The organism is Burkholderiaceae bacterium (genome assembly GCA_024235995.1).
Classification (GTDB): domain Bacteria; phylum Pseudomonadota; class Gammaproteobacteria; order Burkholderiales; family Burkholderiaceae_C; genus Ottowia.
Genome location: JACKLI010000002.1, coordinates 12456 through 31475, shown reverse-complemented (window position 1 = coordinate 31475; position 19020 = coordinate 12456). Strand labels below are relative to the sequence as shown.

Below are 19020 nucleotides of genomic sequence, written 5' to 3'. Positions count from 1 at the left end.
CATGAAACAAAAAGTCGAACTTGGCCTTAAGTTCGATAAAATGGCTGCAATTTCCACGAAAGCGTTTCAAAAATGGACCTGCGAAAACTCAAGACCTTGATCGACCTGGTGTCCGAGTCGAACGTGTCCGAGCTCGAGATCACCGAGGCCGAGGGCAAGGTGCGCATCGTCAAGGCCGGCCTGGCCGCTCCCGCCGTGGCTGCCGTGCCCGTACAGGCCGTCCCGGTGGCGGCGCCCGCCGCCGTGGCCGCGCCCGTGGCGGCGGCGCCAGCCGAACCGGCGGTCACCGGTTTCGTCGTCAAGTCGCCCATGGTCGGCACCTTCTACCGCTCGGCCAGCCCGGGGGGCAGCCCGTTCGTCGAGGTGGGCCAGAAAGTCAACGAGGGCGACGTGATCTGCATCATCGAGGCGATGAAGATCCTCAACGAGATCGAGGCCGAGAAGTCCGGCACCATCACCCAGGTGCTGGGCGAAAACGGCCAGGCGGTCGAGTACGGGCAGCCGCTGTTCGTCATCGAATAACGAACCGCGGAGCCAGCGGATGTTCAAGAAGATTCTGGTCGCCAATCGGGGCGAGATCGCGTTACGCGTTCAGCGCGCCTGCCGCGAGCTGGGCATCAAGGCCGTGATGGTCTATTCGGAGGCCGACAAGGACGCCAAGTACGTGCGCCTGGCCGACGAGGCCGTGTGCATCGGCCCGGCGCCCTCGGGGCAGAGCTACCTCAACATGCCGGCCATCATCTCGGCCGCCGAGGTGACCGACGCCGAGGCCATCCACCCCGGCTACGGCTTTCTGAGCGAGAACGCCGACTTCGCCGAGCGCGTGGAGCAAAGCGGCTTCCAGTTCATCGGCCCCACGCCGCAGTCGATCCGCATCATGGGCGACAAGGTGTCGGCCAAGCAGGCCATGACCAAGGCCGGCGTGCCCTGCGTGCCCGGCTCCGACGGCGAGCTGCCCGACGACCCGGCGGCCGTGCGCCGCATCGCCAAGGCCATCGGCTACCCGGTCATCATCAAGGCCGCCGGCGGCGGCGGCGGGCGCGGCATGCGCGTGGTGCACACCGAGGCGGCGCTGCTGGGCGCGGTACAGACCACCAAGGCCGAGGCCGCGGCCGCCTTCAACAACCCGGCGGTGTACATGGAGAAGTTTCTCCAGAACCCGCGCCACATCGAAATCCAGATCCTGGCCGACAAGCACAAGAACGCGGTCTACCTGGGCGAGCGCGACTGCTCCATGCAGCGGCGCCACCAGAAGGTGATCGAGGAAGCGCCGGCACCCGGCATTCCGCGCCGCCAGATCGAGCGCATCGGCGAGCGCTGCGTGGCTGCCTGCAAGAAGATCGGCTACCGCGGCGCCGGCACCTTCGAGTTCCTGTACGAAAACGGCGAGTTCTACTTCATCGAGATGAACACCCGCGTGCAGGTGGAGCACCCGGTCACCGAATGGATCACCGGCGTGGACATCGTGCGCACGCAGATCATGGTCGCGGCCGGCGAGAAGCTGCCCTTCACCCAGCGGCAGATCCAGTTGCGCGGCCACGCCATCGAGTGCCGCGTCAACGCCGAGGACCCGTTCAAGTTCACGCCCTCGCCCGGGCGCATCACGCTGTGGCACCCGCCGGGCGGGCCGGGCGTGCGGGTCGATTCGCACGTCTACAACAACTACTTCGTGCCGCCCAACTACGACTCGATGATCGGCAAGATCATTGCCTATGGCGACACGCGCGAGCAGGCCATCGCCCGCATGCAGACGGCGCTGCTGGAGACCGTGGTCGAAGGCATCCAGACCAACATCCCGCTGCACCGCAACCTGCTGGTGGACGCGCGCTTTCGCGAAGGCGGCACCAACATCCACTACCTGGAAAAATGGCTGGCCGAGCGCGGCAAGTAGACAGGCCTGCAGGCCCGGTTTTTCAAGCCCAATCGGCTTGCAGCCGGCGTCCATCAAGCGCAACAAGCTCTATTTTCAATAGTATCCGAGATGTTTGAACTGCGCCTGGTCTGCCCCGAATCGGCCGTCGAGCCGATCAGCGACGCGCTGGAGGCGCTGGATGCACTCAGCGTCAGCGCCGAGGACGCCGACGCCGACACCCAGGCCGAGCAGGCCCTGTTCGGCGAGCCCGGCCTGCCGCCACCGGCGCCCGGCTGGGCGCGCACCGCCGTGGTGGCGCTGTTCACGCAGGAAGCCGCCGCGCGCGAAGCCGCCGCGCTGCTGGCCGCGCAGGACTTTTTTGCCGGCAGCCAGGTGCAGTCGGTGGCGCCGGTGCCCGAGCGGGACTGGGTGCTTCTCACGCAGTCGCAGTTCGACCCGGTGGCCATCACGCCCGAATTCTGGATCGTGCCGAGCTGGCACGAGGTGCCGGCCGCCGCCACGCGCGTGATCCGGCTGGACCCCGGCCTGGCCTTCGGCACCGGCACCCACCCCACCACGCGCATGTGCCTGCGCTGGCTGGCCGCGCATCCGCCGGCGGACCAGCGCGTGCTGGACTACGGCTGTGGCTCGGGCATCCTGGCCATCGGCGCCGCCCTGCACGGCGCCCGCGCGGTGGACGCGGTGGACATCGACCCAGCGGCCGTGCAGTCCACCCAGGCCAACGCGGCGGCCAACGGCGTGCCCATCCACAGCGGCCTGCCCGATGCAGCCCACGGCCTGTACGACACGGTGCTGGCCAACATCCTGGCCACGCCGCTGAAGGTGCTGGCGCCCCTGCTGTGCGCCCACGTGGCCGCTGGTGGCGCGCTGGTGCTGGCCGGCATCCTGGAGCGGCAGACCGAGGAGCTGCAGCAGACCTATCGCCCCTGGCTCGCCCTGCAGGTGGCCGACACGCAGGAAGGCTGGGTGCTGATGACGGCCATGCGACCGGGCTGAAGCCCAGGCCGCGTCCCTACAATCGCCGCCATGCCTGCCGCAACGACACCGCCGCCCGTGGCATGAGCCTGGTCACGCGCTGCCCCTCCTGCTCGACCCTGTTCAAGGTCGTTCCGGACCAGATCCGCATCGCCGCCGGCTGGGTGCGCTGCGGCCACTGCGGCGTGGTGTTCGACGCCTCGACGCACCTGCTGCCACGGGAAGCCTCGACGGCCCCGGCACCCGCAAACGCCCCCGTCGCGCCAGCGCCGGTCCAGGAGCCCCCAGCGGCCGCGCCACCGCCGCCGCCACCGGTGCCTTGGGTCGAAGCCCCCCCAGCGCCGCCGCAGGCGATGGCGGCAGGCCCGTCCACCGAGCTCCCGCAGGAGCATCCGCCCGAAGCCGCATCGGCCACCGCGCCAAGCGCCGAGCCCGCGCGCGACGAGGCACCCGAAGACCCGGATGCGGAGCCGTCCGGTCTCCCCTCGCTGGATCCCGATCCCCTCGAGCTCCACTCGGCCTATACGCACGCCACCGAGCCGGCGCTGCTCGACCCCCTGGAGACCGAGACGCCCTGGCCCGAACGGCCACACCCCGACGATGAGCCGGCATCGGAAGCCGCGCCGCTGGAAGCGCCGCCCTCCTTCGTCGCCGCGGCGCGCCGCCGCGCGTTCTGGGCCTCGCGCCCGGTGCGCGCCCTGTTGTGGCTGGTGGCCGCGCTGGGCGTGCTGGCGCTGGCGGGCCAGTGGGTGATGGGCCAGCGCGACTGGCTGGCCGCGCGCGCACCGCAGTCGGCCCCGGTGCTGCGCGCGCTGTGCGCCCCCCTGGGCTGCCAGATCCGGCCCTACCGGCAGCTCGACGCCATCGTCATCGACAGCTCGGCCTTCAACCGGGTGGCCGGCTCCGAGTTTCGCTTCAGCGTCAGCCTGCGCAACAGCGCCGACTGGCCGGTGGCCAGCCCGGCGCTGGAGCTGGTCCTGACGGACCGCGACAACCAGCCCCTGCTGCGGCGCGTGCTGACCCCGGCCGAGCTGGGCGCGCCACCCGCGCTGGCGCCGCGTGGCGACTTCAGCACCCGCCAGGGCATGACGATCGGTGCCCCCGTCGATGCCAACGCGGTGGCAGGCTATCGCCTGACCGCCTTCTATCCCTGACCTTCATCGCACCTCCTCCCCACACCATGGCAAGCTTGATTTGCGGCTCCCTCGCGTTCGACACCATCATGAGCTTCGAGGGGCGCTTTGCACAGCAGATCCTGCCCGAGCAGCTGCACATCCTGAACGTCTCGTTCCTGGTGCCCCAGCTGCGCCGCGACTTCGGCGGCTGCGCCGGCAACATCGCCTACGCCATGCGCCAGCTGGGCGGCACGCCGCTGCCCATGGCCACGGTGGGGCACGACGGCGCCGGCTACCTGCAGCGCCTGCACGACCAGGGCATCAGCACCGAGTTCGTGCGCGAGGTGGCCGGCACCTACACCGCGCAGGCCATGATCATGACCGACCGCGACAACAACCAGATCACGGCCTTTCACCCCGGCGCCATGATGCAGGCGCACGTCAACCGCATCGCGGCGCGGCCGGACATCCGCCTGGGCATCATCTCCCCGGACGGGCGCGACGCCATGCTGCAGCACGCCGAGCAGTTCCATGCCGCCGGCATCCCCTTCGTGTTCGACCCCGGCCAGGGCCTGCCCATGTTCGACGGCGCCGAGCTGGCGCACTTCGTGACGCTGGCCAGCTGGGTGGCGGTGAATGACTACGAAGGCCAGATGCTGTGCGACCGCGTGGGCTCGACGCCGGCCGAGCTGTCCCGGCGCGTGCGCGCGCTGGTCGTCACGCGCGGCGCCGAGGGCTGCGACGTGTGGGAGGACGGCGTGCGCACCCACGTTCCCGCCGTCGAGCCGCAGCGCGTGGTCGACCCCACCGGCTGCGGCGATGCCTGGCGCGGCGCGCTGCTGTGGGGGCTGGAGCAAGGCTGGTCGATGGCGCGCTGCGCCGTGCTGGGCAACCGCCTGGGCGCGCTCAAGGTCGCGGCCAGCGGCCCGCAGAACTACACGGTGGATCGCGCCGTGCTGCTGGGCGAACCCGCGTAGTTCACGCGCGCCCATCCACCACCGGGCAACGAAAAACCCGCACGCCGGGACTGCGCGTGCGGGTCGAGTGCGTCTGCCGGCACCCAGGAGGCACCGGCAGCGGCCGTCCGATCAGGGCTTGGCGGCCGTGGGGAACGGCCACGCGGCCTGAGGGCTCAGCGTGGTCTTGGGCGCAGGGGCAGGCTTCTTGGCCGGCGCGGCTTTCTTGGCCGCGGCCTTCTTGGCCGGCGCGGCCTTCTTGGCGGCGACCTTCTTCACCACGGCCTTCTTGGCGGGCGCGGCCTTCTTGGCTGCAACCTTCTTCACCGCGGCCTTCTTGGCCGGGGCCGCCTTCTTCGCTACCGCCTTCTTGGCCGGAGCGGCTTTTTTCGCCGCGGCCTTCTTGGCCGGAGCCGCCTTCTTCGCTGCCGCCTTCTTGGCCGGAGCCGCCTTCTTGGCTACGGCCTTCTTGGCCGGAGCGGCTTTCTTCGCCGCGGCCTTCTTGGCCGGAGCCGCCTTCTTCGCTGCCGCCTTCTTGGCCGGAGCCGCCTTCTTCGCCACGGCCTTCTTCGCGGCCGGTTTCTTCGCAGTTGCCATTTTTTTCTCCTTGATCAAGTTGAACAATCAACAGCAGGAAACGCTTCGCGCCTGTTGGGACACGCGAAACGATTCATGACCCTGGATACAGTCCAAGACCATGAACACGAACGCCGCCTGCAGGCGGCCAACGGGAAGCGCGCACGCGGCTCGTCACCCGTTCAATCCCATGACAGCGCGCCACCGGTCTGGTACTCGATGACGCGGGTTTCGAAGAAGTTGCGTTCCTTCTTCAGGTCGATCATTTCGCTCATCCAGGGAAACGGGTTCTCGGCGCCCGGGTAGAGCGTCTCCAGCCCGATCTGGGTGGCACGGCGGTTGGCGATGTAGCGCAGGTAGCCCTTGAACATGGAGGCGTTCAGGCCCAGCACGCCGCGCGGCATGGTGTCCTCGGCGTAGCGGTATTCCAGCTCGACGGCGCGCTCGAACAGAGCCTTGATCTCGGCCTTGAACGCGGGCGTCCACAGCTGCGGGTTCTCCAGCTTGATCTGGTTGATCAGGTCGATGCCGAAGTTGCAGTGCATGGACTCGTCGCGCAGGATGTACTGGTACTGCTCGGCCGCGCCGGTCATCTTGTTCTGCCGGCCCAGCGCCAGGATCTGCGTGAAGCCGACGTAGAAGAACAGGCCCTCCATCAGGCAGGCGAAGACGATCAGGCTTTTCAGCAGCTTTTGATCGGCCTCGGGCATACCGGTGGCAAAGGCCGGGTCCATGATGGCGTCAATGAAGGGGATCAGGAACTCGTCCTTGGCGCGGATGGAGTCGATCTCGTGATAGGCGTTGAAGATCTCGGCCTCGTCCAGGCCCAGCGATTCGACGATGTATTGGTAGGCGTGGGTGTGGATGGCCTCCTCGAAGGCCTGGCGCAGCAGGAACTGGCGGCACTCGGGCGCCGTGATGTGGCGGTAGGTGCCCAGCACGATGTTGTTGGCGGCCAGCGAATCGGCGGTGACGAAGAAGCCCAGGTTGCGCTTGACGATGCGGCGCTCGTCCTCGCTCAGGCCCGTGGGCGACTTCCACAGCGCGATGTCGCGGTTCATGTTGATTTCCTGCGGCATCCAGTGGTTGGCGCAGGTGGCCAGGTACTTTTCCCAGGCCCACTTGTACTTGAACGGCACCAGCTGGTTGACATCGGTGTGGCCGTTGATGATGCGCTTGTCGGCGGCGTTGACGCGCCGGCCACCGCCCTCGCTGCGCGCGGCGACCGGCGACACGGGTTGCGCGGGCGTCCACGGCACCACCGACTGCAGCCGCGGCTGCGGCGTGATGCGTGCGGTGTCTTCGCTCCAGTTCAACATGATTTTTCCAATGCTCCGATTATGGGAGCAACATGACGAAATGCAAAGCATTCGTGCACGTTGAACTCCACCGAATGACAAGAATGTGTTGCGGCCAGGCATCGCATCGCGCGGCGCGGCCGCTGCGCGCGATCACTGACAGGCCTCGCAACCGGGATCGTCGATGGCGCAGAACCGGATGTCGGTGGCTGCCTCGATGGCGTCGAGCGCGGGCTCGTGCACCGGCGCCGCATGGCCTGCCTGCAGGCCGCCGTCGCGCTCGTGGCTGCTGGGCACGGCGTTCAGGCGGCCCGACGAGATGGTGGACTTCTCGGCCTGCGTGGCGCTGGTGGTGCGCAGGTAGTAGGTGGTCTTCACGCCGCGCAGCCACGCGAGCTTGTAGGTGTCGTCCAGCTTCTTGCCCGAGGCGCCGGCCATGTAGATGTTCAGGCTCTGCGCCTGGTCGATCCACTTCTGGCGCCGCGCGGCGCACTCCACCAGCCACTGGGGCTGCACCTCAAAGGCGGTGGCGTACAGCTGCTTGATGTCGGCGGGCACGCGGTCGATGGCGGCCAGCGAGCCGTCGAAGTGCTTGAGGTCCATCACCATCACCTCGTCCCACAGGCCCAGGCGCTTCAGGTCGCGCACCAGGTGGTGGTTGATGATGGTGAACTCGCCCGACAGGTTGCTCTTGACCGACAGGTTGCCGAAGCAGGGCTCGATGGAGGCGTCGACGCCCACGATGTTGCTGATGGTGGCGGTGGGCGCGATGGCCACGCAGTTGCTGTTGCGCATGCCATCGCGGGCGATCTTGCGGCGCAGCGCGTCCCAGTCCAGCGTGGCCGAGCGGTCGACTTCGACGTAGCCGCCACGCGCCTGCTCCAGCAGCTCGAGGGTGTCCAGCGGCAGCACGCCCTGGTCCCACAGCGAGCCCTTGTAGGACGCATAGCGCCCGCGCTCGGCCGCCAGCTCGGTCGAGGCCCAGTAGGCGTGGTAGCAGACCGCCTCCATCGACTGGTCGGCGAACTGCACCGCCTGCTCGCTGGCGTAGGGAATGCGCAGCGCGTACAGCGCGTCCTGGAAACCCATCAGCCCCAAGCCCACCGGGCGGTGGCGCAGGTTGGCGTCGCGCGCCTTCTTGACGGCGTAGTAGTTGATGTCGATGACGTTGTCGAGCATGCGCATGGCCGTCTGCACGGTGCGCTGCAGCTTCTCATGATCGATGGCGCCATCCTTGATGTGGCGCGGCAGGTTGACCGAGCCCAGGTTGCACACCGCCGTCTCGCTGTCGCTGGTGTTGAGCGTGATCTCGGTGCACAGGTTGCTGGAATGCACCACGCCGGCGTGCTGCTGCGGCGAGCGGAGGTTGCAGGCGTCCTTGAAGGTGATCCAGGGATGGCCGGTCTCGAACAGCATCGAGAGCATCTTGCGCCACAGGTCCACCGCGGGCAGGGTCTTGCTGGGCCTGATCTCGCCGCGCGCGGCCTTGGCCTCGTAGGCGACGTAGGCCTGCTCGAACGCGGTGCCGAACTTGTCGTGCAGGTCGGGCACGTCGGAGGGCGAGAACAGCGTCCACGGGCCCTTTTCCATCACGCGGCGCATGAACAGGTCGGGCACCCAGTTGGCGGTGTTCATGTCGTGCGTGCGGCGGCGGTCGTCGCCCGTGTTCTTGCGCAGCTCCAGGAACTCCTCGATGTCCAGGTGCCAGGTCTCCAGGTAGGCGCAGACGGCGCCCTTGCGCTTGCCGCCCTGGTTGACAGCCACCGCCGTGTCGTTGACCACCTTCAGGAACGGCACCACGCCTTGCGACTCGCCGTTGGTGCCCTTGATGTGGCTGCCCAGGGCGCGCACGCGCGTCCAGTCGTTGCCCAGGCCGCCGGCGTACTTGGACAGCAGGGCGTTCTCCTTGATCGACTCGTAGATGCCGTCCAGCTCGTCGGGCACCGTGGTCAGGTAGCAGCTGGACAACTGCGAGCGCCGCGTGCCGCTGTTGAACAGCGTGGGCGTGCTGCTCATGAAATCGAAGGACGAGAGCACCTCGTAGAACTCGATCGCGCGCGCCTCGCGGTCGATCTCGTTCAATGCCAGGCCCATGGCCACGCGCATGAAGAAGACCTGCGGCAGCTCGATGCGCTGCTTGCGCACGTGCAGGAAGTAGCGGTCGTACAGGGTCTGCAGGCCCAGGTAGTCGAACTGCAGGTCGCGCTCGGGCTTGAGCGCCGCGCCCAGGCGCGCCAGGTCGAACTGCAGCAGGCGCTCGTCCAGCAGCTCGTGCTCGACCCCGCGCTGGATGCAGCGCGGAAAGGCCTGGGCGTAGGCGCCGGCCAGTTGCGGCAGGCCCACGCCCTCGCCCAGCACCTCCTGCGCGATGGTGTGCAGCAGCAGGCGCGCGGTGACGTGGGTGTAGTCGGGCTCGCGCTCGATCAGGGTGCGCGCGGCCAGGATGGCGGCCTTGTACACCTCCTCGATGGGCACGCCGTCGTACAGGTTGCGCAGCGTCTCGGCCAGGATGGGCTCGGCGCTGACCTCGGCGTCCAGGCCGGCGCAGGCTTGAGCCAAAAGGGCTTGCAGCGCGGACAGATCCAGCGCCACGCGCTCGCCATTTTGTAGCACATGCAAAACCGGCGCTGCCGCGGCCAGCGCGCCCTTGTGCTGCGCGCGCTCCTGGGCGCGGCGCTCGCGGTACAGCACGTAGGCGCGCGCCACCTCGTGGTGGCCGCCGCGCATCAGGGCCAGCTCGACCTGGTCCTGCACGTCCTCGATGTGGAAGGTGCCGCCGGCCGGGCGCGAGCGCATCAGCGCGCGCACCACGGTCTGGGTCAGCTGGTCGACCAGCTCGCGCACGCTGGCCGAGGCGGCGCCCTGCGCGCCATGCACGGCCAGGAAGGCCTTCATCATCGCCACGGCGATCTTGGGCGGCTCGAAGCGCACCACGGCGCCGTTGCGCCGCATGATCTGGTAGTGGGTCAGAGGATCGGTGGTGGCCACGGGCTCGACGGGAGCAGCGGGCGTGGCGGGCACGGTGACGGGCGCGGTGCTGCGGGCAGTTTGCATGCGTGTCTCTCGGAAGGTGCGGAAGGGGTCTCGAACGGCTCGAAGCGGGCGCCGGACGCGGGCGCATGGTGTGCTTTGCTTCGGGTGGGCACACTATATCTAGTGTTTGATCAAAGCACAACACACAAGCTATGGTGTATTGCACATTTCGAACCCGCAGCCACGCCCGCGGCCGCGAATGGCCGCCGAATGAAAACAAACGGCTCAGCCCAGAACGCCGTCGGGATAGAAGGCGCGTGGCCAGCGCAGCGCGCGCTGCAGCGCGCGCCAGTCGAAGCCGGGTCCGGGATCGTGCTTGCGGCCGGGCGCGATGTGCTCGTGGCCGGCGATGGCGTCGATCGGGTGGTGGCGGCGCAAGGCCTGGCACAGGCGCGCCAGGCACGCGTACTGCGCGCTCTCGAACGTGCCGCCCTCCAGGCCTTCCAGCTCGATCCCCACCGAGTGGTCGTTGCAGTTGGCACGCCCGCGATGGCAGGACGCGCCGGCGTGCCACGCGCGCTCGTCGGTGCTGACGAACTGCCACAGCTCGCCGCTGCGCCGGATGAAGAAGTGCGCCGACACCCGAAGGCCGCGCAGGCCCTGAAAGTAGGGGTGCGCGTCCCAGTCCAGCGTGTTGGTGAACAGCGCCTGCACCTGCGGGCCGCCGAACTCGCCCGGCGGCAGGCTGATCGAATGCACCACGATCAGCGAGACGGGCGTGCCCACGGGCCGTGGCCCGCGGTTGGGCGACGGCAGGGCCTGCGCCGGCGCGTACCAGCCCTGCCGCCAGGGCGAGGAAGCGTCAGCGCGGGGCCGGGGCACGGGCGCCATCGCCCTCCGCCAGGGAGATGCCCAGGCGCTGCAGGCGCCAGCGCAAGGGGCGCGCACCCAGGCCCAGGCGCTGCGCCGCCGCCGCCAGGTCAAGGCCCGATTCATGAAGCGCCTGCACCAGCACCTGGCGTTCCTGCTCGTCCAGCCACGCCGCCAGGCCCTGGCCCCGCACCGGCGCCTGAAGCTGCGGCGCAGCCGGCGCCAGCGGCGCGGCCGCGGGCAGCTGCGCGGGCTGCGAATGCACGGCGCCGTACGGCATCTCACCCGGCGCCGTGCCCAGTGGGTCCAAATCGCCCAGGCCGGAATCGCGCGCGCCGCCCAAGGCCACCGTGCGGTACAGCAGGTTCTCCAGCTCGCGCACGTTGCCGGCCAGCGGCGCCTGCATGATGGCGGCCAGTTGCTCGGGCGTCAGCTCGATCGCCGGCACGCCGGACTCGTGCGCGATGCGCGCCAGCAGCACCTGGCTCAGCGCGGCGATGTCCTCGCGCCGCTCGCGCAGCGGCGGAATGACGATCTCGATCACGTTCAGGCGATAGAACAAATCCTGCCGGAAGGTGCCGCCGTGCACGGCCGCGGCCAGGTTCTTGTGCGTGGCGCTGACGATGCGCACGTCCACCGGCTCTTCCTGCGTGGCCCCCAGCGGGCGCACGCTGCGCTCCTGGATGGCGCGCAGCAGCTTGGCCTGCATGGCCAGGGGCAGGTCGCCGATCTCGTCCAGGAACAGCGTGCCGCCGGCCGCGGCCTGGAAGAAGCCCTCGCGGTCCTGCATGGCGCCGGTGTAGGAGCCCTTGCGCGCGCCGAAGAATTCGGCCTCGAGCAGGTTGTCCGGAATGGCGCCGCAGTTGACCGGCACGAACGGCCCCTCATGGCGATGGCTGCAGGCGTGCACGGCGCGTGCCACCAGCTCCTTGCCGGTGCCCGACTCGCCGTGCACCAGCACCGGCGCCATGCTGCGCGCCACCTTGGCGATGCGCCGCTTGACCGAGCGCATGACCGCCGACTCGCCCACCAGGCGCGCCAGCGCCTGCCGGCCCGGCGGCTCGTCGTCCGCCGGGAGCGGCGGCGGAACATCGGCCGCCGGCAGCGGCGCCGGCACCGTCACCGGCTCGGGCGCCTGCAGCGCCGACTGCACGACGGTGCGAAACTGCCGCAGATCGACCGGCTTGGTCAGGTAGTCGAAGGCCCCGCTCTTGAGCGCCTCCACCGCGTTCTCGGGCGAGCCGTAGGCGGTGATCATGATGCAGCGCTCGCGCCGCTGGCCGGCCGCCAGGTAGCGCAGCAAGGCCAGCCCGTCGCCGTCGGGCAGGCGCATGTCGGTGATGACGGCGTCGAAGGTCTGGTCGGCCAGGCACTGGCGCGCCTGCGCCAGCGTGCCCGCGGTGCGCACCTGATGCCCCTCGCGCAGCAGCGTCAGCTCGTACAGCGTGCACAGGTCGGGCTCGTCGTCCACCACCAGGATGCGCGCCGGGGCGGCCCGTTGCAGATGGGCATTCATCAGAAGCTGGACTCCCCGAAGCTGGAACTGGAAAAACTGCCCGGCGCCCGGCGCATCTGGATGCTGAACGCGTTGCCCTCCACGGGCTGTCCCGCACGCACTCGCACCGTGCGCTCGTGCGCCAGCTCGGCGCCGTGGCGCTCGCACAGCTCGCGGCAGATGAACAGACCCAGGCCGCTGGAGCGGCTCTCGGACGACGAGAAGGGCTCGAACAGATGGCTCTGCACGACCGGATCGAGCGGCGCGCCGTCGCTCCACACGCTCAGCAGCACCGGCCCGTGGCGAATCGCCTGCGTCGTCACCTGGATGGCGCCGGGCCGCACGCTGGCGTAGCGCGCGGCGTTGTCCAGCAGGTTGACCAGCAGGCGACGCAGATGCTCGCGCGCAAAGCGCACCGTCAGCTCGGGCGCCAGCAGGTGCAGCTCCAGCCGGGCGCCGGCGCCATGCTGCGCGGCCCACTCGGCGCAGAAAGCCTCGGTCTCGTCGTTCAGCACCAGGCCCTCGGTCTCGTCGGCCAGGCCGGGTGCACGCGCCACGTCCAGCACGTCGTCCACGATGTGCGCCAGCCGCCGGGCGTTTTGCCGGATCATGTCCGTCAGGCGCTGCTGCGCGGGCTCGGCCAGCTCCTCGGCCAGCAGGGCGTTGGCCTGGCTGATGGCCGCCAGCGGGTTGCGGAACTCGTGCGCCACGGCGGCCGACATGCGGCCCATGGCGGCCAGCTTCTCGGTGCGCAGCTGGGCCTGCATGCCGCGCAGGTCCTGCAGGAACACCACGCACAGCCGCGCCTCGTCCTCGGCGCCCAGCGAGGGCGTGCGCTCAGTGCGCACCTTGAGCTGGCTGGCGGCCTGGTCCTCGTGGTGCAGGATGATCTCGGTGCCGTCCACGACGTGGCCCTCGAACGTCAGCCGCACCAGGTCGGCCAGCTGCACCCAGGCGGGATGATCGGCCAGGCCGAACACACGCGGCGTCACCTCCAGGTCGGAGCCCAGCATGCCGCGCGCCGCCGGGTTGGCGGCGTGCACCACGCCAGCGGCGTCGACCACCAGCACGCCATCGGCCAGCGTCTCGATCACCAGGTTGTTGACCAGCGACTGCATGCGCACCTCGGCGCGGCTGCGCACCGTCAGCTGCTGCTCGCGCGCCAGACGCAGCGCCAGGGTGTTGGTCAGCCACGCCAGCGCCAGCAGGCCGCAGCCCATCAGGCCGGCCTGGGCCACCTCGGCCGTGCCGGCCCACAGGCTGGCGCGCGCGCCAATCGCCGCATCGCCCAGCATCAGCAGCGCCGCCAGCGCCGCCGTGCCCAGCGCCAGCGTGCGCGTGCCCAGGATGGCGGCCATCAGCACCGGCAGCGCCAGCAGCGGCGTGTAGTGGATGCCGGCCGCGATCTCCTGCGTCATCAGCGCCGCCACGAACAGCAGGTCGGCGCCGGCGGTGTAGAACCACTGGCCGTCGAACGAGCGCCCCGGCCCCTGCGGCGTGGCCAGCCAACGCTCCAGCATCGTCAGCACCGCGTAGGCGGCGGTGAGCGCCATCGCCCAGGTCGGCACCGGCTGCGCCAGCGCGTGGGCGCTCAACTGCAACGCCAGCAAGGCCAGCGCCAGCAGCAGGCGCGCCGACATGAAGGCCTTCCACAGGCGCACGAAGCCGCCGCGATCGGCCGGCGGCGGCCCGGGCCAGGCCGGCGCCGCGTGGGCCGGCGCCACCACGGGGCGCGCCCTGGCGTCGAACCAGCCCGAGCGGGGCCAGCCCGAATCGGCACGCCGCACGCTCCCGGCGGGTGGCGTGCGCGAGGACGCCCACTCAGCCACCTTCGGCCTCCCGCCGGTGCGCCTCGCCGCAGTAGACGCCGGCGCGCCCGGCGACCGCGCTGGACTGCGGCACGTGCACGCCGCAGCGGGCGCAGGCCACCATGGGCTGCACAGCGTCGGCGCGCCGGGCCGGCGGCGCCGCGGGCGCATCCACGCGCTGCCCGCGCCGCCACAGCCAGACGCCGAACAGCACCACCAGCAGGACCACCAGCAGCTTCATGGCGTGCGCCCCAGCAGCACTTCCATCACGAAGCGCGAGCCCACGTAGCCCAGCAGCAGCAGCAGCGCGCCGACGTTGAGCATGCGCACCGCGCGCCGGCCGCGCCAGCCCAGGCGCCAGTGGCCCAGCAGCAGCGCGGCAAACACGATCCACGACAGCAGGGTGAACACGTTCTTGTGCGTCCAGCGCCAGCCCACGTGGGCCGGGCCGTACAGCTGCTCGCCGAACAGCAGGCCGGCCACCAGGGTCAGCGTCAGCAGCACGAAGCCGGCGCCGATGAAGCGGAACATCAGCCGCTCCAGCGTCAGCAGCGGCACGCCGCCCTCCTGCCCCGGCGCCGCCTGGCGCATCTGCCGCTCGGCGCGGCTCATCAGCCAGCCGTGGGCGACGGCGGCGGCAAACAGGCCGTAGGCCGACAGGCCCAGGGCCGAGTGCAGGCCCAGGAGCGGCGACGAGGTGGCCGGCAGCGGCGCGCCCGGAAACAGCAGCGCCAGCACGATGGTCAGGCTGCCGAAACCGGCCATCGCCCAGCGCGCGGGCAGGCGCGGGTAGAGCCGGCGCTCGATCACGTAGACCGTCAGCGCCAGCCACACGGTGATTGACAGCGACTGGGCAAAGCCGAAGCGCGGCTGGTGTGTCAGCTGCACCCAGGCCAGCTGCGCGCCGTGCAGGATCCAGGCCAGCGTCAGCACGCGCCGCGCGCTGACAGCGCCGATCGCCCGGGCCGCCAGCGCCGGCACCGCATAGGCCAGCGCCGCCGCCAGGCCCAGCAGCCACGCGACGAAAGGGGCACTGGCTAGAATCATGAGCATGGAGTTTAGCGGCTTGCCCGTGGCCGGCAGGCCGCCGCAAGCTCCCCCTTTTCCAGTCCCACCCGCCGCACGCGCGCACGCGCTGCGCCCCCTCGCATGGCCTCCACCCTCACCGACAAACTCTCCGGCCTGGTCAAGAAGATCAGCGGCCAGGCCCGCATCACCGAAAGCAACGTGCAGGACATGCTGCGCGAGGTACGCATGGCCCTGCTGGAGGCCGACGTGGCCCTGCCCGTGGTGCGCGACTTCATCGCCCGCGTCAAGGACAAGGCGCTGGGCCAGCAGGTGCTGGGCAGCCTCAAGCCCGGCCAGGCGCTGGTGGGCATCGTCAACCAGGAGCTGGCCGCCACCATGGGCGAGGGCGTGGCCGACCTCAACCTGGCCGCCCAGCCCCCCGCGGTGGTGCTGATGGCCGGCCTGCAGGGCGCCGGCAAGACCACCACCACGGCCAAGCTGGCGCGCCACCTGATCCAGAAGCGCAAGAAAAAGGTGCTGACGGTGTCGGGCGACGTGTACCGGCCGGCGGCCATCGAGCAGCTCAAGACCGTGACCGCGCAGGCCGGGGCCGACTGGTTCCCGTCCAGCCCCGACCAGAAGCCGGTGGACATCGCGCGCGCCGCGCTGGACCACGCGCGCAAGCACTTCTACGACGTGCTGCTGGTGGACACCGCCGGCCGCCTGGCCATCGACGAGGCCCTGATGGCCGAGATCAAGGCGCTGCACGCGGCTTTGAATCCGGTCGAGACGCTGTTCGTGGTCGACGCCATGCAGGGCCAGGACGCGGCCAACACCGCCAAGGCTTTCAGCGAGGCGCTGCCGCTGACCGGCATCGTGCTGACCAAGATGGACGGCGACTCGCGCGGCGGCGCGGCGCTGTCGGTGCGGCAGATCACCGGCGCGCCGATCAAGTTTGCCGGCGTCAGCGAAAAGATCGACGGCCTGGAGGTGTTCGACGCCCAGCGCCACGCCGGCCGCATCCTGGGCATGGGCGACGTGCTGGCGCTGGTCGAGCAGGTGACGGCGGGCGTGGACATCGAGGCCGCCAAGAAGCTGGCCGAAAAAGTCAAGAGCGGCAGCGGGTTCGATCTGCAGGACTTCCTGGGCCAGCTGCAGCAGATGAAGCAGATGGGCGGGCTGTCGAGCCTGATGGACAAGCTGCCCACGCAGATGGCCGCCAATGCCAGCGAGGCCGACCTGACGCGCGCCGAAAAGGACGTGCGCCGCAAGGAGGGCATCATCAACAGCATGACGCCCGAGGAGCGCCGCAAGCCCGAGCTGCTCAAGGCCAGCCGCAAGCGCCGCATCGCCGCCGGCGCCGGCGTGCAGGTGCAGGAGGTCAACCGCCTGCTGAAAGAGTTCGAGCAGATGCAGGCCATGATGAAGCAGATGAAGGGCGGCGGCCTGATGAAGATGATGCGCCGCATGGGCGGCATGAAGGGCCTGATGGGCGGTGGCGGCATGCCGCCGCTGCCGCCGGGCGTGGGTGGGCCGACTGGGGGCAAGCGGCCCATCTGACCAGGGTCCGGGCAATGCGATGGAAACCGAGCCAAATGCGGCTCCAGCCGGCACAAACAAAGCGCGATAAGCTATTTTTTAAATAGCATTTGAAGGGATGCATGCATCGCGTTCGACGCAGCGCGGGCTTTTCATCGTCGGGCCGTCCAAAGATGAAATCACCCCTGGAACGGAAAAGCCCGAGGCCACGCCCAGGGCGCCGACCATGCTCCAGCCGTTGACCGGGACCCATACCCGGCTCGGCACGACCCAGCCCTGCGCGTGGGTATGCAGCATCCTTCTGGCGCTCACGTCACCGCCAGGCTCGGCCTGGCAGTACCCATGCCCGTGCTGATGAACACCCCCCAAGCGCGGAGCCGAGGTTCGCGTCAGCGCCGCGGCCGCGCCACCCAGCGTGCGCGCGCATCGGCGGCCACTGCGCGGGCGCCCTGCACCCGCAAGGGGTTGATGTCCAACTCGGCCAGGTGTGGTCCGAGTTGGGCGGCCAGCATCGAGACCTGGTGCACGATCCGCGCCAGCTTGGGCAGGTCAGCCTTCTCGCGCCCGCGAAAGCCGTCCAGCAGTGGAAAGTAGCGCAGTGACCGCAACGCCTGCTCGGCGGCCCGGAGGCTCACGGGCGCCGGCAGCAGGCACGTGTCCTTGGTCAGCTCCACCAGCGTTCCACCGGTTCCCACCAACACGAAGGGGCCGAACTGTTCGTCGTACACGGTGCCGATCATCAGCTCGGCGTCGCCCTGCACCATGGGCTGCACCAGGCAGCCCTGGAACCGGGCACCAACGCATCGGGCCGCCGCCTCGATCTGCCCGTACGCCGCGCGCACGGCATCGGCATCGGCCAGGTCGAGTTTGACGCCGCCCATGTCGCTCTTGTGTGTCACGCTCTCGGCCACGATCTTGAGCACCACCGGGTAACCCAGCCGGTCGGCGGCGCACACGGCAGCCTGGGCATCGGCCGCCAGCTCGCCTGCCGCCACGTCGATGCCCGTCAGAGCCAGCAACTCCTTGCTGGTGTCTTCGTCCAGCAGGCCGTCCGGCAACGCTTGCGTGAAGGCCTGCAGTTGCGCCGACAGCGCAGGCACCGCCTCCACCGGGTCGGGACCGTCGTGGTTGCGCAGCCATTGCAGGTCGCGTAGGGTCAGGAAGGCTTCATGCTGGCTGGGGAAAAAGGGCGCACCCAATGCGAGCAGCGCTTGGCGCATGTCCTCGGTGATGCCGCTGGCGCAGTTGACCACCAGTGCCGGCTTGCCGTGCTTGCGACCCAGCTCGGTGAACAGCCTGGCGATGTCGTCCATCCGGCCTTGCGGCGTCATCAGATAGGCGCAGGCGCCAACGGACGGATCGGCGAAGATGGGCTCCATCGAGCCAACCAGCAAATCCGGCCGGTTCCTGCCGGCGCCGGAGGCCGCCGCGCCCATGTCATACGGCAATTGCTGGTTGCTTTCGGTGAAGAAGGGAGCCAGCGCGGTGCGCGTGGCCGCGCTCAGCTCGCCAGGGACCAGGCCATAGTCCGAAAGCGCGTCGCTGCCGAGCGCGCCCTGTCCGCCCGAACCGCTGAACAGGGCCACACCAGGTACGGGCGGCAGGGGAAAGGCCTGCAGCGCCTGTGCCGTCAGCAGCATCTGCAGTGCGTCGGTCTGCACCAGGATGCCCTCGCCGCGGCAGCGCGCCAGGAAAGTATCGTAGGCCCCGGCCATGCTGGCGGTGTGCGAGGCCACGGCCTTCTGTCCGTGCGGCGTGCGGCCGGCCTTGGTAACCAGCACCGGCTTGCCGGCCGCCCGCGCCCGGCGGGCAATGGCCAACATGCGTTCCACCGAGCGGGCGCTTTCCATGTACAGGCAGATCACGTCGGTGGCCGGGTCGTCCACCAGGTAGTCGAAGAAATCGCAGATTTCCAGGTCGGCCTGGTTGCCCAGCGACACGCAACTGCTGAAACCCGCGCCCACGAAGCCGGCGCGGGCGATCATCGCCCCCACCACCGCGCCGCTCTGGCTCACCAGACCGATACGGCCGCGCGGGATGTTGCTGAAGGATTCCACGAGCGCGGTGGAATTGAGCAACGCCATGTTCTCGTTGGCGTTGAGCACGCCCATGCAGTTGGGGCCAATCATGGCGATGCCCGCCTGGCGCGCCACGGCCAGCACGCGCTCCTGCTTGGCGGCGCCTTCGGCACCCGATTCGGCGAACTGGGAGGTAACCACCATCGCGGCACGCACGCCAGCCGCCCCGCACTCGCGCATGGCCTGCTCCACGGCATCCACGCCGATGGAGATCACGGCCAGATCGATCGGCTGCCCGATCTCACCCACGCTGCGGTAGGCGCGCAAGCCCTGGATGGTCTCGGCCTTCGGATTGACGGGATAGATCGCGCCCGGGTATTTGAACTTCTGCAACACGTGCATCAGGACGCCGCCCCACTTGACAACGTCGTCGGACGCGCCGATGAAGGCAATGGAGCGCGGATTGAGGATGGCGCGGATGCCCGCACCAGTCCGCTCGGTGTTGGTCGTCATGGT

15 protein-coding genes are annotated in these 19020 nt (G+C 69.7%); 6 read left to right on the top strand and 9 right to left on the bottom strand.

Going from position 1 to position 19020, the window contains the following annotated elements; all coding sequences use genetic code 11:
• Positions 1–72 precede the first annotated feature (72 nt).
• The 5 genes from H6927_17855 (at position 73) to H6927_17835 (ending at position 4940) form a co-directional block, all read left to right on the top strand.
• Positions 73–522, top strand: a complete 450-nt coding sequence (locus tag H6927_17855; protein MCP5219949.1) for an acetyl-CoA carboxylase biotin carboxyl carrier protein — start codon at positions 73–75, stop codon at positions 520–522.
• Positions 523–541: 19 nt separating this feature from the next.
• A complete protein-coding gene (gene accC, locus H6927_17850; GenBank protein ID MCP5219948.1) occupies positions 542–1891 on the top strand; it encodes an acetyl-CoA carboxylase biotin carboxylase subunit in 1350 nt (449 codons plus the stop codon).
• Positions 1892–1981: 90 nt separating this feature from the next.
• Positions 1982–2869 carry a 50S ribosomal protein L11 methyltransferase gene (gene prmA / locus H6927_17845; GenBank protein MCP5219947.1) on the top strand — a complete coding sequence of 296 codons (888 nt, stop codon included), beginning with the start codon at positions 1982–1984 and terminating at the stop codon, positions 2867–2869.
• Between the two features lie 62 nt (positions 2870–2931).
• The gene (locus H6927_17840; protein MCP5219946.1) at positions 2932–4002 is read left to right on the top strand and encodes a zinc-ribbon domain-containing protein; all 1071 of its coding nucleotides are present in this window, start codon (positions 2932–2934) and stop codon (positions 4000–4002) included.
• A 26-nt stretch (positions 4003–4028) separates the two neighbouring features.
• The gene (locus H6927_17835; protein MCP5219945.1) at positions 4029–4940 is read left to right on the top strand and encodes a carbohydrate kinase family protein; all 912 of its coding nucleotides are present in this window, start codon (positions 4029–4031) and stop codon (positions 4938–4940) included.
• Between the two features lie 111 nt (positions 4941–5051).
• Here H6927_17835 and H6927_17830 read toward each other — a convergent pair whose 3' ends face one another.
• The 8 genes from H6927_17830 to ccsA all read right to left on the bottom strand — a co-directional run bounded on the left by H6927_17830 (position 5052) and on the right by ccsA (position 14986).
• Complete coding sequence (locus tag H6927_17830; GenBank protein MCP5219944.1) at positions 5052–5516, bottom strand: histone; 465 nt, start codon at positions 5514–5516, stop codon at positions 5052–5054.
• Between the two features lie 161 nt (positions 5517–5677).
• Positions 5678–6814 carry a ribonucleotide-diphosphate reductase subunit beta gene (locus H6927_17825; protein ID MCP5219943.1) on the bottom strand — a complete coding sequence of 379 codons (1137 nt, stop codon included), beginning with the start codon at positions 6812–6814 and terminating at the stop codon, positions 5678–5680.
• A 132-nt stretch (positions 6815–6946) separates the two neighbouring features.
• A complete protein-coding gene (locus H6927_17820; GenBank protein ID MCP5219942.1) occupies positions 6947–9847 on the bottom strand; it encodes a ribonucleoside-diphosphate reductase subunit alpha in 2901 nt (966 codons plus the stop codon).
• A 204-nt stretch (positions 9848–10051) separates the two neighbouring features.
• Complete coding sequence (gene ampD / locus H6927_17815; protein MCP5219941.1) at positions 10052–10657, bottom strand: 1,6-anhydro-N-acetylmuramyl-L-alanine amidase AmpD; 606 nt, start codon at positions 10655–10657, stop codon at positions 10052–10054.
• Entirely contained in the window at positions 10629–12152 is a 1524-nt protein-coding gene (locus tag H6927_17810) for a sigma-54-dependent Fis family transcriptional regulator (GenBank protein ID MCP5219940.1), read from the bottom strand. Before H6927_17810 ends, ampD begins: the two co-directional genes overlap by 29 nt.
• Complete coding sequence (locus H6927_17805) at positions 12152–13960, bottom strand: PAS domain-containing sensor histidine kinase (GenBank protein ID MCP5219939.1); 1809 nt, start codon at positions 13958–13960, stop codon at positions 12152–12154. The genes H6927_17810 and H6927_17805 overlap by 1 nt, the downstream gene beginning before the upstream one ends.
• The gene (locus H6927_17800; protein ID MCP5219938.1) at positions 13953–14180 is read right to left on the bottom strand and encodes a hypothetical protein; all 228 of its coding nucleotides are present in this window, start codon (positions 14178–14180) and stop codon (positions 13953–13955) included. The genes H6927_17805 and H6927_17800 overlap by 8 nt, the downstream gene beginning before the upstream one ends.
• The gene (ccsA, locus tag H6927_17795) at positions 14177–14986 is read right to left on the bottom strand and encodes a cytochrome c biogenesis protein CcsA (protein ID MCP5219937.1); all 810 of its coding nucleotides are present in this window, start codon (positions 14984–14986) and stop codon (positions 14177–14179) included. The genes H6927_17800 and ccsA overlap by 4 nt, the downstream gene beginning before the upstream one ends.
• A 102-nt stretch (positions 14987–15088) precedes the next feature.
• Here ccsA and ffh point away from each other — a divergent pair, with 102 nt between their 5' ends.
• Positions 15089–16507 carry a signal recognition particle protein gene (gene ffh / locus H6927_17790; GenBank protein MCP5219936.1) on the top strand — a complete coding sequence of 473 codons (1419 nt, stop codon included), beginning with the start codon at positions 15089–15091 and terminating at the stop codon, positions 16505–16507.
• Between the two features lie 368 nt (positions 16508–16875).
• Here the strand turns inward: ffh and H6927_17785 are convergent, their stop codons facing one another.
• Entirely contained in the window at positions 16876–19017 is a 2142-nt protein-coding gene (locus H6927_17785) for an acetate--CoA ligase family protein (protein ID MCP5219935.1), read from the bottom strand.
• Positions 19018–19020: the final 3 nt, after the last annotated feature.

What these genes read in the sequence shown, in the direction of transcription:
- H6927_17855 (MCP5219949.1), top strand. Translation starts at nt 73, where the DNA reads ATGGACCTGCGAAAACTCAAGACCTTGATCGACCTGGTGTCCGAGTCG.
- accC (MCP5219948.1), top strand. Translation starts at nt 542, where the DNA reads ATGTTCAAGAAGATTCTGGTCGCCAATCGGGGCGAGATCGCGTTACGC.
- prmA (MCP5219947.1), top strand. Translation starts at nt 1,982, where the DNA reads ATGTTTGAACTGCGCCTGGTCTGCCCCGAATCGGCCGTCGAGCCGATC.
- H6927_17840 (MCP5219946.1), top strand. Translation starts at nt 2,932, where the DNA reads ATGAGCCTGGTCACGCGCTGCCCCTCCTGCTCGACCCTGTTCAAGGTC.
- H6927_17835 (MCP5219945.1), top strand. Translation starts at nt 4,029, where the DNA reads ATGGCAAGCTTGATTTGCGGCTCCCTCGCGTTCGACACCATCATGAGC.
- H6927_17830 (MCP5219944.1), bottom strand. Translation starts at nt 5,516, where the DNA reads ATGGCAACTGCGAAGAAACCGGCCGCGAAGAAGGCCGTGGCGAAGAAG.
- H6927_17825 (MCP5219943.1), bottom strand. Translation starts at nt 6,814, where the DNA reads ATGTTGAACTGGAGCGAAGACACCGCACGCATCACGCCGCAGCCGCGG.
- H6927_17820 (MCP5219942.1), bottom strand. Translation starts at nt 9,847, where the DNA reads ATGCAAACTGCCCGCAGCACCGCGCCCGTCACCGTGCCCGCCACGCCC.
- ampD (MCP5219941.1), bottom strand. Translation starts at nt 10,657, where the DNA reads ATGGCGCCCGTGCCCCGGCCCCGCGCTGACGCTTCCTCGCCCTGGCGG.
- H6927_17810 (MCP5219940.1), bottom strand. Translation starts at nt 12,152, where the DNA reads ATGAATGCCCATCTGCAACGGGCCGCCCCGGCGCGCATCCTGGTGGTG.
- H6927_17800 (MCP5219938.1), bottom strand. Translation starts at nt 14,180, where the DNA reads ATGAAGCTGCTGGTGGTCCTGCTGGTGGTGCTGTTCGGCGTCTGGCTG.
- ccsA (MCP5219937.1), bottom strand. Translation starts at nt 14,986, where the DNA reads ATGATTCTAGCCAGTGCCCCTTTCGTCGCGTGGCTGCTGGGCCTGGCG.
- ffh (MCP5219936.1), top strand. Translation starts at nt 15,089, where the DNA reads ATGGCCTCCACCCTCACCGACAAACTCTCCGGCCTGGTCAAGAAGATC.
- H6927_17785 (MCP5219935.1), bottom strand. Translation starts at nt 19,017, where the DNA reads ATGACGACCAACACCGAGCGGACTGGTGCGGGCATCCGCGCCATCCTC.